The sequence below is a fragment of the Roseinatronobacter ekhonensis genome, assembly GCF_900499075.1.
GTDB lineage: Bacteria > Pseudomonadota > Alphaproteobacteria > Rhodobacterales > Rhodobacteraceae > Roseinatronobacter > Roseinatronobacter ekhonensis.
In genome coordinates, this window is sequence record NZ_UIHC01000033.1 from 1 (window position 1) to 16,406 (window position 16,406).

Below are 16,406 nucleotides of genomic sequence, written 5' to 3' on the forward strand. Positions count from 1 at the left end.
ATCCGCCCCGACGATCACCAGAACGCATTGTTTTTCCTCAGCCATCCGGGGCTTGAAGTAAACGCCATCGGCCCAGATGTAGAGGAACCGCCGCGTGCCAAGGTCGCGTTTCTGCCAAGCCTCGTAGTCTGTCCACCAGTCGGCCTTCAGCCGCGTGACGGTCTTGGCAGAAAGGCCCTTGGCATTTGGGCCCAGCAGGGCTTCCAGAGCCTCGCTGAAGTCGCCCGTGGACACGCCCTTGAGATAAAGCCAGGGCAGCAGATCCTCGACCGACTTCGCCTTACGCAGATACCGCGGCAGAATGCTGGGCGTGAAGCTGACCTTGTCTTCGCCAGCACCCCGATCCCGCACGCGCGGCACTTTCACGGGCACCGGACCAATGCCGGTCATCACCTCGCGTTCGGGTAGGTGCCCATGCCGCACCAGGCGTGCCCGACCGTCCTCGAGCTTGTCCCCGGAAAAGGCGTTCATAAGCGTGGCCAGCTCGGCGTGGATCGCCTGTTCGATCAGCTTGCGCGCTCCATCGCGCAGGACGTCGGTGAATGGATCGGAGCCAGATCCTGATGGATCGGGCAGTTCAGTGATGGTAGTCTCTGGCATGTGGCATATCCCTTTCTCGACTGAGAATTGACGGCGTCTGAACACCGCCATGATATGCCGCCCCTCAGGGCATCACCAACTTTCGCGCGTTTCTCTAGCATGCTGGGACAACGATGATGAAGTCAGATCTTAAAATTCTTGCGGTAGATGACGACCCGGCTATCCGCAGCCTGCTGGCCGCGATATTCGAGAACGCTGGCCTGCAATCTAGAGTTGTGGGCGATCTTGCAGAGTTCCACGCCGCTTTGAAAACGGAGGATGCGAATATCTGCCTTGTCGATATCGGCCTGCCAGACGGGGACGGCCTTTCACTTGTGGCCGAGCTTCACCGACAGGGCGGGCGCGGTGTTGTGATCCTGACGGGACGCGGTAACGAGGTAGATCAGGTTTTGGGATTGGAAATCGGTGCGGATGACTATGTCGTCAAGCCGTTCAGACAGCGGGAGCTTCTTGCCCGTTTGAACGCCGTTGCGCGGCGGGTGCTGCTGGATACTGGCCAAAAAACCCCGTCGACAGCGCAAACAGACCCAACAACCGAACTCTTCGGCTACCAGATCAACTTGAACGCGCGCACCGTTACCGGCCCCGATCAGCGGCAGGTCAACCTGACAACGGCGGAGTTTGATGTCTTGGCCGTGCTGTTGGCCCATCGTGGCGAAAGCGTCAGCCGTGACGTGATCCTTGCGGAAACAAAAGGCGCGTCGTGGAACAGCGCCCCAAGGGCTGCGGACGGGCTGATCAGCAGGCTGCGCAAGAAGCTGCCCATTCAGGATAAGGACAAGGATCTTATCAAAACCTTGCACGGAAAAGGCTACATGCTGGCGCCCAAGTCTGACTAAACCTATATCTCAGATGCAGGATTTAAGCGCGTAACTCGCCCTCTAATTGCACAACTTTAGACAAAACCGCCACAAATACGCTCCCCTTGATCTCGTTTCTAAACCAAGAAACACGGTTAGGGAGAATCTCCATGGCTATCAGCGCTTTCAGACCCAACACGCGAGAACGCGGCACATTCGTCAAACTGCCGGTGGCACGCCCGGAAACACCTGTCTGGCGTCCGCAGATCCACGATACCTTTCCGGACTTCACTTCCCCAAGCACGAAAGGCCCATTGTCCTTCGCCAAATGGAGCCGTGGCCACTGGGTCGTGCTGCTGTCGCACCCGGCGGCATTCACACCTGTGTGCACGTCAGAGATTGCCGCTGTCGCCGCACGCAGCACCGAATTTGCGGAACGTCACACCAAGCTCTTGGCCCTGACGGGAGATCCGCTTGAACGGCTTCAAGACTGGTCGCGCAAGATCGAAGACGGGCACGATGTCACGATCGATTTTCCGCATGTTTCGGATGAACACGGGATCATCGCCAAAGGGTGCGGGCTGTTCGTGCATGAACCGCTTCTGGGCGGTGACTACTGTGCAAGACGGACATTCATCATCGACCCACAGGGCAAAATTCGGATGATCTTCGATTATCCGGTCACGGTGGGCCGCTCTATCGAAGAAGTTCTGCGCGTTCTGGACGCGCTGATCCTGACCGACAAGCTTAATGCGCTAACGCCGTCAGATTGGCGGCTGGGCAACCCGATGATGGTCCTAGATGGAGTGACGCGGCGCGACCTGTCCAAGATCGGAATATTCGGATCCGACGGAGCGCAACCTTATTTTCGGGACGATTTCGAGATATCGCCGCCGCAAAAGAAGGGTATCCGGCCCACTGCATTCCCGGCGGTGAGTGACGGAGATGTCGACAGGCTGGAAAACACCGAAAGACGGATCGTCATGACGCGTCTGTTCGAAAGCCGTCACGCCTAAGACTTAGCGATCAAGATTTCGTCCACATTATCTCGCACGTCATAAACTGGGAGTTCATCAGATGCTTCACACGCGCACTCTAATCGCCGCACATGACACACAAGCGGTGTCCGACACCCTTGCCCAAGACGTGACCCCGTCCGTTTTGGTCCTTGATGACGAAGCCGCAGTCCGCGAAACGCTTTGCGCGATGGTCAGGTCGTGTGGTCTGTCGGCAAAATGCGCTGCAACAGCGGAGCAGTTCTTCGAAACACTTCACGCGACGCATTTTGACCTTGTCATTATCGACCTGCAAATGCCCGGATGCGATGGTCTGGAAGTGATTTCCAGGTTGGCGCAAACGGAAACCTGTCAGGTCATCATCACAAGCGGCAGCGGAAAACGGATTCTCAAGTCCGTGCAGCTGTCAGCCGAGGCGAGCGGGGTCAACGTGCTTGGGATTTTGCCGAAACCCTTGCGGCGCCAACATCTCAAAGATCTGCTGTCCTGCGCCGAGCCCTGCAAAAAGAGCGCACAGCGCGAAACACCGCCCGAGCCGGACCTGAAGATCTGTATCGACATGCTGCGCGATGCGATTGCCAAACGCGAAATTACCTGTTTCCTCCAGCCGAAAGTGCGTCTTGGGGACGGCAAGGTCTACGGATTCGAAGCCCTCGCGCGTTGGCTCAGCCCAGAGCACGGTGTCATCCCGCCGGATCAATTCGTGCCATTGGCATCTGAAAATGGTCTGGAACTTGACCTGACCCTCTCGATTCTGGATCAGTCCATGGAATGCTTGGGGTCGTTGTCGGATACATCGCTGTCGGTTGCCGTCAATATTCCGCTGCGTGTCTGTACTGACCCCAGGTTTGACAAAGCTTTGACCGCGTTGCTGGATGTCCACGGGCTGCTGCCCAAGCACATCATGTTCGAAGTCACCGAAGCAGGGCCGAGCGGTATAGACCATGCGGAGCTTAATGCGCTGCTGCGATTGCGGCTCAAAGGGCATCGGCTTTCCATCGACGATTTTGGAACCGGCGCGTCCTCGCTGGAACGGCTCATACGTATTCCGTTCGATGAATTGAAGATCGACCGCCTGTTCGTTCGCAATATCGACAAGTCCCGCGATGCGCGCAGCCTGATCCGAAACCTTGTCCAGATGGGAAAACTGTTCGGCATGACCGTCACCATAGAGGGTGTCGAGACGCCGACTTCCATTCTCATCTCTCGAAAATTGGGCTGCGACAACGCGCAAGGCTACGTTCTGGCACGCCCTATGCCGATCTCAAAGCTTCAAGACTGGATGTTGGAGAATAGAGCCCCAGAGACCCACCAATGCAAACTTCAGCTTCATTAAGGGCCGCAAGGCATGCTTGTGGTTTCGACCGGAACCCGACTGCAGCAACCCGCCCGAAATACCCGCGTTTGCAGTCATCGCATTGGCCTGGCCACGTTTGGAAATGCCGCATTCTGAGCGCGCCAGCGCCGTGCACGCGGGACCCGATCGCCACAGCTGGCGTGTTGGGTGTGTTGTTTGGTTTTGAATGCCATGAGCATACAGACCGCATCGACCAATATAACCGGGCCGACCGGCAGGTCATGGCCCCCTCCCCGCCTCTGCCATGATGGTGCCTGTCTGCGTCAGCGGGGCCGCACGGACAAAGGCCGAAAGCGGCACAGGCAGGCGGCGACACCAGTTCGGATGCTCGAACACGGTACCGGGAAGGTTGGCCTGTTCGATCACCCCCACAAGATCCTCGCCTTGAACGGCAACGAGGCTGCTGGCTGTCTGCGCAAGATGACGGTGCAATGCAGCAATGTCAGAGCCGCCGACCATCTTGTCGAACGCCGCGACATCGGCTTTGCGCGCGGCGCGTGTGGCCGCTTCATCGGCCACTTCGCCAAGTTGCGCGCGCCAGTCGATGTCGCGGCCCTTGCGCCACCCCTGCCATGTCGGCAGATCATGCGTGCCCCAACTAGCAAGGGCGGCTTGCGTATAGTCCGCGGGCGGCGTGAAACTTTGATCGCCCGCCCAGTCACGCTCGAACATGGCGACACGACAGCCCATCACTCCCGACTCCTCGAGCGCGCCGCGCAAGCCGTCGGGTATGGTGCCCAGATCCTCGCCGATCACCGATGCACCGGCGCGCGCGGCTTCGATGCGCAACACCGCAAGCAGTTCGTCGCGCGGCATGGTGATATACAGGCCGGGCAAACCATCGGGCAGCCAGAAGCTGCGCTCCAACCCCAGAATATGGTCAATCCGCAGCAATCCGCAAAACCGAAGCTGCGCCCGAAGCGTCTGTGCGAAGGCCGCATACCCGGTTGCCCGCAGCATATCGGGGCGCAGCGGCGCCAAGCCCCAGTGTTGCCCGGATGGCCCCAACAGATCTGGCGGCGCACCCAAGCTGACCCCCTGCGCAAAGCTTGTACGCTCGGCCCATGTTTCTGCACCATAAGGGTGGGTGCCAACCGCGATATCGAGATACAGGCCGAACGACATTCCAGCCGCTTTAGCCCGCGCATGGCCGTCAGCGACCTGCGTTTCGGCATGCCATTGCGCCCAAGCGTGAAACCTCATAAGGTCGGCATATTCATGCGTGAAGCGTGCCACTTCGGCGCTTTTCGGATCTTGAAATGGCGCGGGCCAGTCACGCCAATAGGCCCCATGCACATCGCTCAACGCCTGATGGGTGGCGAATTCTTCCAGCGCAGACCCTTGCGCCTGCCGCATGGCATCGAATGCAGCGCTGCCGGTGAATTCTGCATAGGCTGCATCCAGCGCGGCGCGTTGGGCCGGGATTGCGTCGCGATAGTTGATCAACGGACCACTGGTCGGAAGCGTGCCGCCGGTTTCGACATGTAGAATATTCAACCGCCGACGATGCGAGGGCGCATAGGGCGAATAGTTGTCTGCGTCGCAAGGAAAACCCGCATGGATCGGGTTGATGCCCAGAAAGGCTGCGCCTTGCTGGGCCAACCCCTCGGACAACATGCCCAGTTGCGGATAGGTGCCCATTCCGGCCTCTGCGCCCTCCCATAGGGCGAACAAGGGCAACGTCACGCCCCAGTGGCGCGGGGGTAACGGCAGGCGCGGTGGCGCGGCCAGCAGATGCATCTGCCAGCCATCATGCAAGATGCGATGATACCCGACCGGCAATGCGGGCAAAGCACCCTCTGCGCGGATCACATCACCCTGCTCTGTGGTCAGAACCCAAGGCCCCGGCGGCCAGTCCACCGGCACACCGGCGGGCACCGCGCGGGAGGTCGATTGCCGCAGGTCTTCGGGCAGTGCAGCGGCGGTATTGCCGTGGCCCAATGCAGCAAGTGCTGCCTCGCGGCTCGTGTCCGGGGCTTCCTGAATCCGCCCTGCCCCGTCGCGATAGACCCAGACCAGCCCGGATGCACGACAAAGATCGTCAAGCGAAGCCATCAGGCGTCTTCCAGAACCAGCGCCGAAACCGAATGGCCCGGCACAGAAAGCTTGCCGAAAGCAATGCGCTCGTTCGGTGCGTCTGGCGCGAAGGAATTGATCCGGCGCGACCAAATCTTGCCGTCGGGCGCGGGCGTCAGCGTTACCTCTAGGTCGTCACCGCTGTTGAACACAAGAAACAACGCATACCCTGTATCGGCATAGCTGGGCGTGCCCGATGCGGTGCGCAACTCGACACAGACGTAGCGCAGGGCCGCGTCTTCCCAATCGGCAGGGGTCATGTGGCGTCCATCGGGATGCCACCAAAGAACATCGGCCTTGCCATCCGCGGTGCGCTCCTTGGAGTGTAGAAACAGCTTCTGGCGCAGGATCGGGTGTCGCTTGCGAAACTGGATCAACCGGCGGGTAAAGGCCAGCATGTCACTGTCGACAGCGTCCCAGTTCAGCCAGGAAATCTCGTTATCCTGACAATAGGCATTGTTATTGCCGCGCTGGGTGTGGCCAATCTCGTCGCCCGCTAGGATCATCGGGGTGCCTTGGCTAAGCAGCAAGGTCGCCATCAGATTGCGCCGCCGCAAGGCGCGCGCCTCTATCACCAGCGGGTCGGTGCTGGGCCCCTCGACCCCCATATTGTCAGAGAAGTTCTCGGAATGGCCATCGCGGTTGTCCTCGCCATTGGCGACATTGTTCTTGTCGCTGTAGCTGACCATATCCATCAGGTTAAAGCCGTCATGGGCGGTGATGAAATTGACCGAGCTTGCGGCACTACGGCCCGAGTGGTCGAACTGGGTAGCCGAACCAGTGATGCGCGCGGCCAATTCCGGCGCGTGGCGTTCGTCGCCGCGCCAGAACTGGCGCACACCATCGCGATACTTGTCGTTCCATTCGTGAAACGGGTGCGGATACGCCCCTAGCTGGTAGCCGCCCGGACCGATATCCCAAGGCTCGGCAATCAGCTTCACACGGTTCAGCACAGGATCCTGACGTATGGCCGCAAAAAACGCGGAATTGGGTTGGAAGCCGCTGTCATCCCGCGCGAGCGTCGAGGCAAGGTCGAACCGGAAACCGTCGACATGCATCACCTCGACCCAGTAGCGCAAGCTGTCCATCACCATCCGCAGCACCATCGGGTGCTCTAGGTTCAGGGTATTCCCGCACCCGGTATCGTTGATGTAATAGCGCGGGTCGGGCGCAAGCCGGTAATAGCTGCGATTGTCGATGCCACGGAACGACAGCGTCGGCCCAAGTTCCGACCCCTCGCATGTGTGGTTATAGACCACGTCCATGAACACTTCGATACCGGCGGCATGCAGCCGCGCGACCATGTGCTGAAACTCGTTGATCTGGTCCCGCGCCAGATAGCGCGGGTCAGGCGCGAAAAAGCCAAGCGTTTGATAGCCCCAATAATTTGTGAGCTTTTTCTCAATCAGCCAACGGTCGTTCAGAAAGGCCTGCGCGGGCAAAAGTTCTATCGCGGTGATGCCAAGATTGACGAGATGGTCGAGCACCCTATCGGACGCCAAGCCCAAAAAGCTGCCGGGATTGGGGCCGCCCATCCGTTGGGTCAGCCCTTTGACATGCGCTTCATAAATCACGGTTTCCGTTGCCGGAATCGCAGGCGCCCGCTCGTTGCCCCAGAAAAAGCTCGGATCCTCGACGACGCTTTTGGGCATGAAGCGCGCGGAATCGCGGGTGGAAAAGGTGAGATCCTGTGTTTTCGACCCGGCGTTGTATCCGAACACGGCATCCGACCAGCGGACATGCCCTGTCAGGCGCTTGGCATAGGGGTCGATCAGCAGTTTATGCGCGTTGAAGCGGTGCCCGTTCTCAGGCTCGAAGGGGCCATGAACCCGGTAGCCGTATCGCTGACCGGGAAACAGACCGGCCACGCGACCGTGCCAGACATAGCCCGTGCGCTCGGGCAGCCGCAGACGATGGGTTTCGCGCTGACCATCAGATGCAAATAGGCACAGATCGACAGCCGTCGCATGTTCCGAAAACAGGGCAAAGTTGACCCCGTCACCGTCGAAGGTCGCCCCGATCCGGTCATGGCGCCCGCGCTCTATCGTCAAATTCATGAATTGGTCTTTCCCTCATCGGCCAGCCGGGCGTAGAGCGCGGCGTAAAGCGGCGCGCTTGCATCCCATCCAACCGGATATTTCATAGCGTTTTTCTGGACACGCCGAAACGTATCGGTATCTGCGTGCAACATGCACAATCTTTGCAAGGCATGGCTCAACGCCGCGACAGAGTGTGATTGGTGCAAGATGCCTGTCGCAACGCCCGCTGTCAGTGCGGCGGCATTGGCGTCGATGACCGTATCGGCCAACCCGCCCGTGCGCGCAACTACAGGGATCGCGCCATAGCGCAGCGCATACATCTGCGTCAGCCCGCAAGGTTCGAACCGCGATGGCACCAACACGGCATCGGCCCCTGCATACATGCGGTGCGAGAGCGCTTCGTCATAGCCGATCTGCACGCCCACCTGTTCTGGATACTGCGCCGCCATCGCGCGCCAATCGCGTTCCAGCGCAGTGTCGCCGGACCCAAGTAGCGCCAGTTGCCCACCCTCTGCCAGATAGGCAGGCAACGCGGCCAACAGCAGATCCAGCCCTTTCTGGTCCGACAAGCGCGAGACCACCACGGCCAGCGGCCCGTCCATATCGGCCAGATCGAATTCCTGACGCAGGGCGCGCGTGTTGGCAGCCTTTCCCGCCGGTCGGCGAAACGGTTTTATCGCCGGGTCGCATGTCGGATCCCATGTATCGGTGTCGATCCCGTTCAGGATACCCGACATATCCGCCGCACGCATGCGGATCACGCCATCAAGCCCCATACCGTAGGCATCCGTTGTCAATTCCTGCGCATAGGTGGGGCTGACCGTATTGAGCGCCGATGCCCCGACCAGCCCGGCCTTCAAGGCGGAAACCTTGCCGAAATACTCGAACCCCGCGACGGTGAACCGCGCGGGGGACAGGTTAAGGCGGGCCATGCGGTCGGCCCCGGTCAGCCCGTGAAAAGCGATATTGTGGATCGTCAAGACAGAGGGACACGCGACGCCCAGTTGCTCCAGATAGACCGGCACCAGCCCTGCTTGCCAATCGTGCAAATGCAGCAGTTCGGGCCGCCAGCCATCAATCCCGTCACGGGCGATACGCGCGGCGGCAAGGCAAAGCGCCGCAAACCGGACATCGTTGTCCGGCCAGTCACGACCCTCTACATCAAGATAGGGGGTGCCGTCGCGATCATACAGCGACGGCACGTCAAGGATCAGAATATCGAGCGCGCCCACGCGCGCGCCCAGAACCCGCCCCGGCAATCCTAGCAAGTCGGGCATATCGGCCAGTACGCGCGCATCCGGCAAGGCCGCCATCACTGACGGATATCCCGGCACCAAAGTGCGAATCGCCCAGCCCTGCGGTGCCAATGCCGCCGGCAGAGCGCCTGCCACATCGGCCAACCCGCCTGTTTTGACAAGCGGAGCGCATTCCGAGGCCACAGCAAGAACCGGCCTCCCGGTGGTTGTGCTCATGCTTGTTCTGCTCGACGGTTCAACATGGATTGCGTAATCAGCGTTACACCATCTGGCGTTACCCGAAACCACTGCGCGTCATCAATCGGGTCTTCGCCGACCACAAGTCCCTCGGGAATTTGCACGCCCCGATCTATAACCACTTTGGTCAAACGTGCGTTGCGGCCCACGCTAACATAGGGCAGCACAACTGCCTCTGTCAGCACCGACCAGGAATTGGAGTGAACCCCCGTGAACAACAGGGAGTCGCGAACCTCGGTGCCCGAAATGATGCAGCCACCCGACACCAGCGATGACAGCGCCAGCCCGCGACGGCTTTCCTCGTTATGAACGAACTTGGCGGGCGGAGAGGTTTCCGAATATGTCCAGATCGGCCAGTTGCGATCCCAGAGGTCCAGCTCTGGGTCGAACCCTGTCAGGTCGATATTGGCTTTCCAGAACGCATCGACGGTGCCCACGTCGCGCCAATATGCCACCGCATCGGCGCGATGGCGCACACAGCTATCTTCGAAGCGATGGGCGACAGCTTTGCCGTTCTTCACCACCGTGGGGATGATATCGCCGCCAAAGTCATGCTTGGACCCCGTGTCGGCGGCATCTTCCATCAACAACTGGCGCAGAAACTTCCACCGGAAAACATAGATCCCCATAGAGACAAGTGCCTGCTCTGGACTGCCGGGGATCGCGGGCGGGTCTTTGGGCTTTTCGACGAAATCCGTAATCCGCCCGGATGTGTCCACCGCCATCACACCAAAGGCCGTCGCCTCTTCGCGCTTGACGGTCAGACATCCGACGGTGACATCCGCGCCCGTCTCGACATGCTCGCGGATCATCACCTCGTAATCCATCTTGTAGATGTGATCGCCTGCAAGAATGACAACATAATCAATATCGTAGCTATCGACGATGTCGATGTTCTGATACACGGCGTCCGCCGTGCCTTCGTACCAATGATGTTCATCGACACGTTGCGATGCGGGCAGGATGTCGAGATACTCGTTGCGCTCGGCACGAAAGAAATTCCAACCGCGTTGGCAATGTCGGATCAGCGAATGCGCCTTGTATTGCGTCGCAATCGCCATCTTGCGGATGCCGGAATTCAGCGCATTGGACAGAGCAAAGTCGATAATCCGGGTCTTGCCCCCGAAATAGACTGCGGGCTTGGCGCGGTTGTCGGTCAATTCGTGCAAGCGCGACCCGCGCCCGCCTGCAAGGATGAACGCCATCGAGCGGTTGGACAATCGTTGCGGTACCGGTGTCATTGATCATCCTCCGAGATCAGGAACAGGGTGGACAAGGGCGGCAGAGTCACCCTTGCGCTGTGGTTCTGGCCGCTTTGGGGCGGCCCGTCTGCGCGGACACTCCCCATATTTCCCCGATTCGATCCGCCGTAGCGATCTGCATCGGTGTTCAAAGCCTCGCGCCATGCGCCGCCCAACGGCAGGCCAAGCGTCCAGTGGCGTTCGACCGGGGTGAAATTGCAGACCACGACCACCGGCTTTTCGCCCGCATGCCCCCAACGTATCCATGACAAGACCGATTCCGCATACGCGTCTCGGTCGATCCAGGTAAACGCGGCACTGTCGGATTCTCTCTGATACAGCGCAGGCGTCGCACGGTAAAGGGTGTTGAGGTCGCGCACCAAGGTTTGAACCCCCGCATGACCCGGCGCAGCGAGCACGCCCCAGTCGAGGGCTTCATCGTGGTTCCATTCATGCCCTTGGGCGAATTCGCATCCCATGAACAACAGTTTCTTGCCGGGATGCCCCCACATAAAGCCATAATAGGCCCGCAAATTTGCAAGTTTCGCCGCGGTATCGCCCGGCATTTTCTGCAACATGCTGCCCTTGCCGTGGACAACTTCATCATGGCTGATCGGCAGCACGAAATTCTCAGAAAAGGCATAGGCAAGGCCGAAGGTCATCAGGCCGTGGTCGTGGCGGCGGTAAACCGGGTCTTTTTCCATGTACCGCAGCGTGTCGTTCATCCAGCCCATATTCCACTTGAACCCGAAACCAAGCCCACCAGCATGCACGGGGGTCGTCACACCCGGCCATGCGGTGCTTTCCTCGGCAACCGTCATCAGGCCGTCAGGCCCTTCGCCATAAGCAAGGGTGTTCATCTCGCGCAGAAAGTCGATCGCTTCGTAATTCTCGCGCCCGCCATCCCGGTTGGGAACCCACGCGTCATGCTCGCGCGAATAGTCGCGGTACAGCATGGACGCGACGGCATCGACCCTTAGCCCGTCCAGATGAAATTCACGCAGCCAGTAAATCGCGTTCGCGGTCAGGAAATTGCGCACCTCTGTCCGCCCGAAATTGTAGATGTGCGTGTTCCAGTCGGGGTGGAACCCCTCGCGCGGGTCGGCATGTTCATATAGCGGCGTGCCGTCGAAATGCGCCAAACCATGGGCATCGTTGGGGAAATGCGCAGGCACCCAATCCATCAACACGCCAAGGCCCTTGTTATGGGCCGCATCAACCAGCGCCCGGAAATCTTCGGCGGTGCCATGGCGCGCGGTTGGTGCGTACAGACCGGTGGGCTGATACCCCCACGACCCGCCAAACGGGTATTCGGCCAAGGGCATGAATTCCAGATGCGTGAACCCCATGTCATGGGCATACTCGACCAGCTCGTCCGCAGCTTCGCGGTAGCTAAGGCTGCGCCCGTCGCGATGCCGCCATGACGCCAGATTCACCTCGTAGATAGAGATCGGTTCGGCGTGCAAATTGGCCGCCGCGCGATGCGTCATCCAGCCTTGGTCCGTCCAAGCGCCATCCGCCGTGTCCGCAACCAGCGATGCGGTCGCAGGCGGGCATTCGGTTGCCCGCGCCATTGGGTCGGCCTTGAGGAAGGGCGCGCCGTCACGCGGACGAATGTGATATTTATACGCTTCCCCGGCATGCAGACCGGGCAGGAAGATTTCCCAAATGCCGTGGCCGCGATGACGCATCGGCGCGCGTCGCCCGTCCCAGCCATTGAACCCGCCGACGACGGACACGCCCTGCGCGTTGGGGGCCCAAACGGCAAAATGAACACCCGCCACGCCCTCATGCGTCATCGCATGTGCGCCCAACGCCTTCCACAGGCGGCGATGTGTCCCTTCGCCAATCAGGTAGAGATCCATCTCTCCCAGAACCGGGGCAAAGCGATACGGATCATCGTAATCCCAGCTTCTGGTCCCATCGCCCGCGCGCAGATGGTATTGTTCGCATTGCCCGATATCGCCGCAGAACACGCCATGACCGCAAGGGGCCAACGGAATTTCATCCGACGACGTAACTGCCGTCATGGTCTGGGCATAGGCATCGAACGTCACGAGCACCCCTGCCCTACCGCGATGGCGCGGGCCAAAAATGGCGAAGGGGTCGTCGACCCGCCCTTCTGCAATGGCTGCGACGTCGTCGTCTGAAATGCCTTTGCCTGGAAACGAACTCACTTGGGCCATGGGTTTTTGTCGCGCAGGCCAAAGCCAAAGGCAATTGTTTTCTTTGTCAAAAGGGCACGACCCATAGCCGGGTCGTGCCTGATGGGTCAGATCATCGGCGTGATTTTCCAGACATCCGCCATATACCCCTGAATGGTGCGGTCGCTGCTGAACCAGCCAGTGCGCGCGGTATTGATCGCGGCCATTCGGGTCCAGTTGTCTTGATCGCCCCAAGCCGCATCGACACGGCGTTGCGCGTCCCAATAGCTGTCAAAATCGGCGCAGACCGTGAAGTAATCATGGCCGCGCAGGTTTTGTGTAAGCCCGTGATACATCTCTGTGTCACCATTCGAAAAGGCACCTGCCTCGATCATCTCGATCGCGGCGCCCAACCGATTGCTGGCCTTGATCGCGCGGGCGGCATGGTCGGGTGTCTTACGACATTCGACAACTTCGGACGCGGTCATCCCGAACAGAAAGAAATTCTCTGGTCCGACAAGGTCGCGGATTTCGACATTTGCCCCGTCAAGCGTGCCGATGGTAAGCGCACCGTTGAGGCTGAATTTCATATTGCCCGTGCCAGACGCCTCTTTGCCCGCAGTCGAGATCTGCTCGGACAGGTCGGAGGCCGGGATCAGCCGCTCCGCCATGGTGACGTTGTAATTCGGCGGGTAAACCACGGTCAGAACATCGCGCGTCGTCGTGTCGGCGTTGATAACACGGGCCACGTTGTTGATGAGATGAATAATCTCTTTCGCCATAACGTAGCCCGGGGCGGCCTTGCCACCGAATATCTTGACCCTCGGCGCCCAGCCCGCACCGGGATTGGCGCGGATTTCCTGCCAAAGCGCGATGGTTTCCAAGATATTCAGGTGCTGGCGCTTGTATTCGTGAAAGCGCTTGATCTGCACATCGAACATGGCGGCCGGGTTGACCGCAATTCCCATGTCGCGCTCGATCCAGTCGGCCAGATCGCGCTTGTTGCGCGCCTTGATTTCGGCAAACTGATTCCGAAAGCCCTTGTCGGCGATAGCGGGCTCCAGTTCGACCAGACGCTCCAGCCGATCCTCCCATCCCGCACCGATCGTGTCGGTGATCAGGGACGACAGGCGCGGGTTGGCCCCTTTGATCCAGCGACGTGGCGTGACACCGTTGGTTTCATTGACGATCCGGCCCGGATGCAAGGCATTGAGCTCGGCAAAAACGGTATCCTTGACCAACTCGGTATGCAGTGCGGAAACGCCGTTGACCTTATTGGCCATGATGAAGCTGAGTTCGCCCATCTTCACCTCGCCATTTTCGACGATCGAGACATTCCGCTTGGGATGCGCCTTTGCATGGCTCTCATCAATGCGCTCGATAATCTGCATGTGACGCGGCAAAACCCGCGACATCAATTCCTCGGGCCAACGCTCCAGCGCTTCGGGCATCAGCGTGTGGTTGGTGTAGCCCAGACACGCGCGGGCCGTTTCCACCGCCGTATCGAATTCCATCCCGCTTTCATCTACCAAGGCGCGGACCAGTTCCGGCCCTGCAATCGCCGGATGCGTGTCATTCATCTGGATCGCCACGCGCGACGGCAGGCCGGACAGGTCGCTGTGCTCGGCATTGAAGCGGCGCAGGATGTCGCGGATGCTGGCGGCGGTGAAGAAGAATTCCTGCTTCAGCCGCAATTCCTTGCCTTGCTCGGTGGTATCGTCGGGATAGAGCACGCGGCTGATCGTGCGGGCCAATGCCTCTGGCGCGGCGGCGGCTGTGAAATCACCCTTGTTGAACGCGGCCAAGTCAAAAGCGGTCAACGCCTCGGCCCCCCACAAGCGCAACGTATTGGCCCATTTCCCCTGCCAGCCAACAATCGGGGTGTCATAGGCTTTCGCCAGAACAGCATCTTCCGGCGTCCATATGGCCGTGCGCCCGTTTTCTGCAACGCTGCCGCCAAAGCCGATGCGGAAACTCGCCTCGGGGCGCTCGAATTCCCAGCCATGGGCTTGTCGAAGCCAGTCTTCGGCGGTTTCGACCTGTCGGCCATCTTGGGCAAAACTCTGTCGAAACAGACCGTGTTCGTAGCGAATGCCATACCCATAGGCCGGGCAGCCCAGCGTGGACATCGAGTCAAGGAAACATGCGGCCAGACGGCCAAGCCCACCATTGCCAAGCGCTGCATCCGGCTCGTCGGCCAGGACGGTCTCGAAGTCAAAGCCAAGCCCCGCCACAGCCTCATGTGCCGCCTCGGTCAGCCCGACATTCATGATCGCGTCTTCCAGCAACCGGCCGATCAGAAATTCCATCGACAGGTAATAGACGCGCTTGGATTGCGCGGCATAGGTGGCGCGCGTGGCACGAAACCACGGCTCGATTACACGGTCGCGCACAGCAAGTGTCAGCGCCATGCGCATGTCGTAAAGGCTGGCATGGACCAGATCCTTGCCCATCGAGAACTCAAGATGCTTGAGAATCGACTGGCGCAATTCGGTAGAATCCATAGGAAGTGTTTCCTTACTGATTTTGGTAGGGTACCAGCCACTCTGGGCGCTGGTGCCCTTTTCGAACGTTATGGACCTGCTCATACGCATTCGCTGCTCCTGTCTGCAACACTGGATTAATCGCGCCTCGGGGTGAAGCGGTGTCAGTGAGCGTTTTGCAGGCCGATCAGGGCTAAAAACAGGCAAATCCGGAGTGTTTTGGCGGCACGGGAAGCAATCTTTCAGCAACCGACGGGTGTGCAAACCGGACCTGACGCGCACCGCGGTCCCATCGCACCTGTCTGCGCAAGTCTGCGCCCACTTTGTTCAAATGGTCGACGTGCGGGACCAAAGCCGATTTTTGTTTAGGCTACTCGCCGCTCTTGGCCGACCACGCGCCTACACCGTGTTGCCCGACATCCACGACCTTATACGCGCCTAGAAAGCGTTCGAGGGTGGACCACCGTGCCGATCTTCCCGCAACTGCCTCAGGTCAGGCTACCAAAGCGGCTGGATCTGGCGCAGGATGCTCGGGCTGCCCAAGAGGCATTGCCGGGGCAGCTGTGGCGAATTGGATCGAGGGCAGACCCTGAGGCGATTCATGGCCGATGTTCTCAGATCAAGCGATCAGCCATCTGCCTTTGCTCGTGCCAAGTAGACAGGGATGTGCCATGCTTGCATGAACAACAAAAGGCGTACCCATGTCAGTCTACCGCGCGATTTACTCGTCACGTCCATTCGGCTTTGACAGCAACACGCTGAGCAGCATTTTGATCCATGCGAAGCACGCCAACCCCAAAGTCGGCATCACCGGCGCACTGATCTGCCGCGAAGACGTCTATCTGCAACTGCTAGAGGGCCCGGAGGACGCGGTCAAAACGGCAATCGAGCGCATCCGCCGCGATGACCGACATGTTGAGTTCCAGCTGCATGTCGAACACGTCGTGCCCGCGCGGTTGTTCGGGAAATGGGCGATGCTGCATGATCCCGCTGTGACATGGATCTGGTCGCGAAGTGAGGTTGCCGACGACGCCGTTGAGCGGACCACACCAGACGAGGTCACGGGCTTCTTTCTTAGCTTGCGCGACAAAATGGATGCACCGGGTTCCGAGATGAACGATTGATCTGCCGAACTCTGATGATCCGAGGAGTGTACC

The 16,406-nt window shown here is 59.8% G+C and carries 11 protein-coding genes and 1 pseudogene; 5 read left to right on the plus strand and 7 right to left on the minus strand.

The window, feature by feature from the left end; all coding sequences use genetic code 11:
- Window positions 1–600, minus strand: a 600-nt coding sequence (locus tag ROE7235_RS13560; protein ID WP_183073512.1) for a transposase, incomplete at its 3' end; no start/stop codon positions are given.
- Window positions 601–713: 113 nt separating this feature from the next.
- On the opposite strand from ROE7235_RS13560, the gene ROE7235_RS13565 reads away from it, so the two are divergent.
- From ROE7235_RS13565 to ROE7235_RS13575, 3 genes are all read left to right on the plus strand, one after another.
- Window positions 714–1,439 carry a response regulator transcription factor gene (locus ROE7235_RS13565; protein WP_121096045.1) on the plus strand — a complete coding sequence of 242 codons (726 nt, stop codon included), beginning with the start codon at window positions 714–716 and terminating at the stop codon, window positions 1,437–1,439.
- A gap of 131 nt (window positions 1,440–1,570) precedes the next feature.
- Window positions 1,571–2,416, plus strand: coding sequence for a redoxin domain-containing protein (locus tag ROE7235_RS13570; RefSeq protein ID WP_121096046.1), 846 nt, complete (start codon window positions 1,571–1,573; stop codon window positions 2,414–2,416).
- Between the two features lie 145 nt (window positions 2,417–2,561).
- Entirely contained in the window at window positions 2,562–3,752 is a 1,191-nt protein-coding gene (locus ROE7235_RS13575) for an EAL domain-containing response regulator (protein WP_183073513.1), read from the plus strand.
- 240 nt (window positions 3,753–3,992) lie between these two features.
- On the opposite strand, the gene malQ is transcribed toward ROE7235_RS13575, so the two are convergent.
- From malQ to ROE7235_RS13605, 6 genes are all read right to left on the minus strand, one after another.
- Window positions 3,993–5,828, minus strand: coding sequence for a 4-alpha-glucanotransferase (gene malQ / locus ROE7235_RS13580; protein ID WP_121096048.1), 1,836 nt, complete (start codon window positions 5,826–5,828; stop codon window positions 3,993–3,995).
- Window positions 5,828–7,906, minus strand: coding sequence for a glycogen debranching protein GlgX (gene glgX, locus ROE7235_RS13585; RefSeq protein ID WP_121096049.1), 2,079 nt, complete (start codon window positions 7,904–7,906; stop codon window positions 5,828–5,830). The genes malQ and glgX overlap by 1 nt, the downstream gene beginning before the upstream one ends.
- Window positions 7,903–9,360: a glycogen synthase GlgA gene (gene glgA, locus ROE7235_RS13590; protein ID WP_121096050.1), complete on the minus strand. Its 1,458-nt coding sequence runs from the start codon at window positions 9,358–9,360 to the stop codon at window positions 7,903–7,905. Before glgA ends, glgX begins: the two co-directional genes overlap by 4 nt.
- Window positions 9,357–10,622 (minus strand): glucose-1-phosphate adenylyltransferase, encoded by a 1,266-nt coding sequence (glgC, locus tag ROE7235_RS13595; RefSeq protein ID WP_121096051.1) that lies wholly within the window; start codon window positions 10,620–10,622, stop codon window positions 9,357–9,359. The genes glgA and glgC overlap by 4 nt, the downstream gene beginning before the upstream one ends.
- Window positions 10,619–12,808, minus strand: a complete 2,190-nt coding sequence (gene glgB, locus ROE7235_RS13600) for a 1,4-alpha-glucan branching protein GlgB (protein WP_121096052.1) — start codon at window positions 12,806–12,808, stop codon at window positions 10,619–10,621. Before glgB ends, glgC begins: the two co-directional genes overlap by 4 nt.
- Before the next feature lie 86 nt (window positions 12,809–12,894).
- Window positions 12,895–15,270: a glycogen/starch/alpha-glucan phosphorylase gene (locus ROE7235_RS13605; protein ID WP_121096053.1), complete on the minus strand. Its 2,376-nt coding sequence runs from the start codon at window positions 15,268–15,270 to the stop codon at window positions 12,895–12,897.
- Between the two features lie 387 nt (window positions 15,271–15,657).
- Here ROE7235_RS13605 and ROE7235_RS20955 point away from each other — a divergent pair.
- Both ROE7235_RS20955 and ROE7235_RS13610 read left to right on the plus strand, forming a co-directional pair.
- Window positions 15,658–16,011, plus strand: a pseudogene (locus ROE7235_RS20955) (hypothetical protein); the annotation flags it as partial.
- Entirely contained in the window at window positions 15,951–16,373 is a 423-nt protein-coding gene (locus ROE7235_RS13610; protein WP_121096054.1) for a BLUF domain-containing protein, read from the plus strand. The pseudogene ROE7235_RS20955 and the gene ROE7235_RS13610, both read left to right, overlap by 61 nt.
- Window positions 16,374–16,406 lie beyond the last annotated feature (33 nt).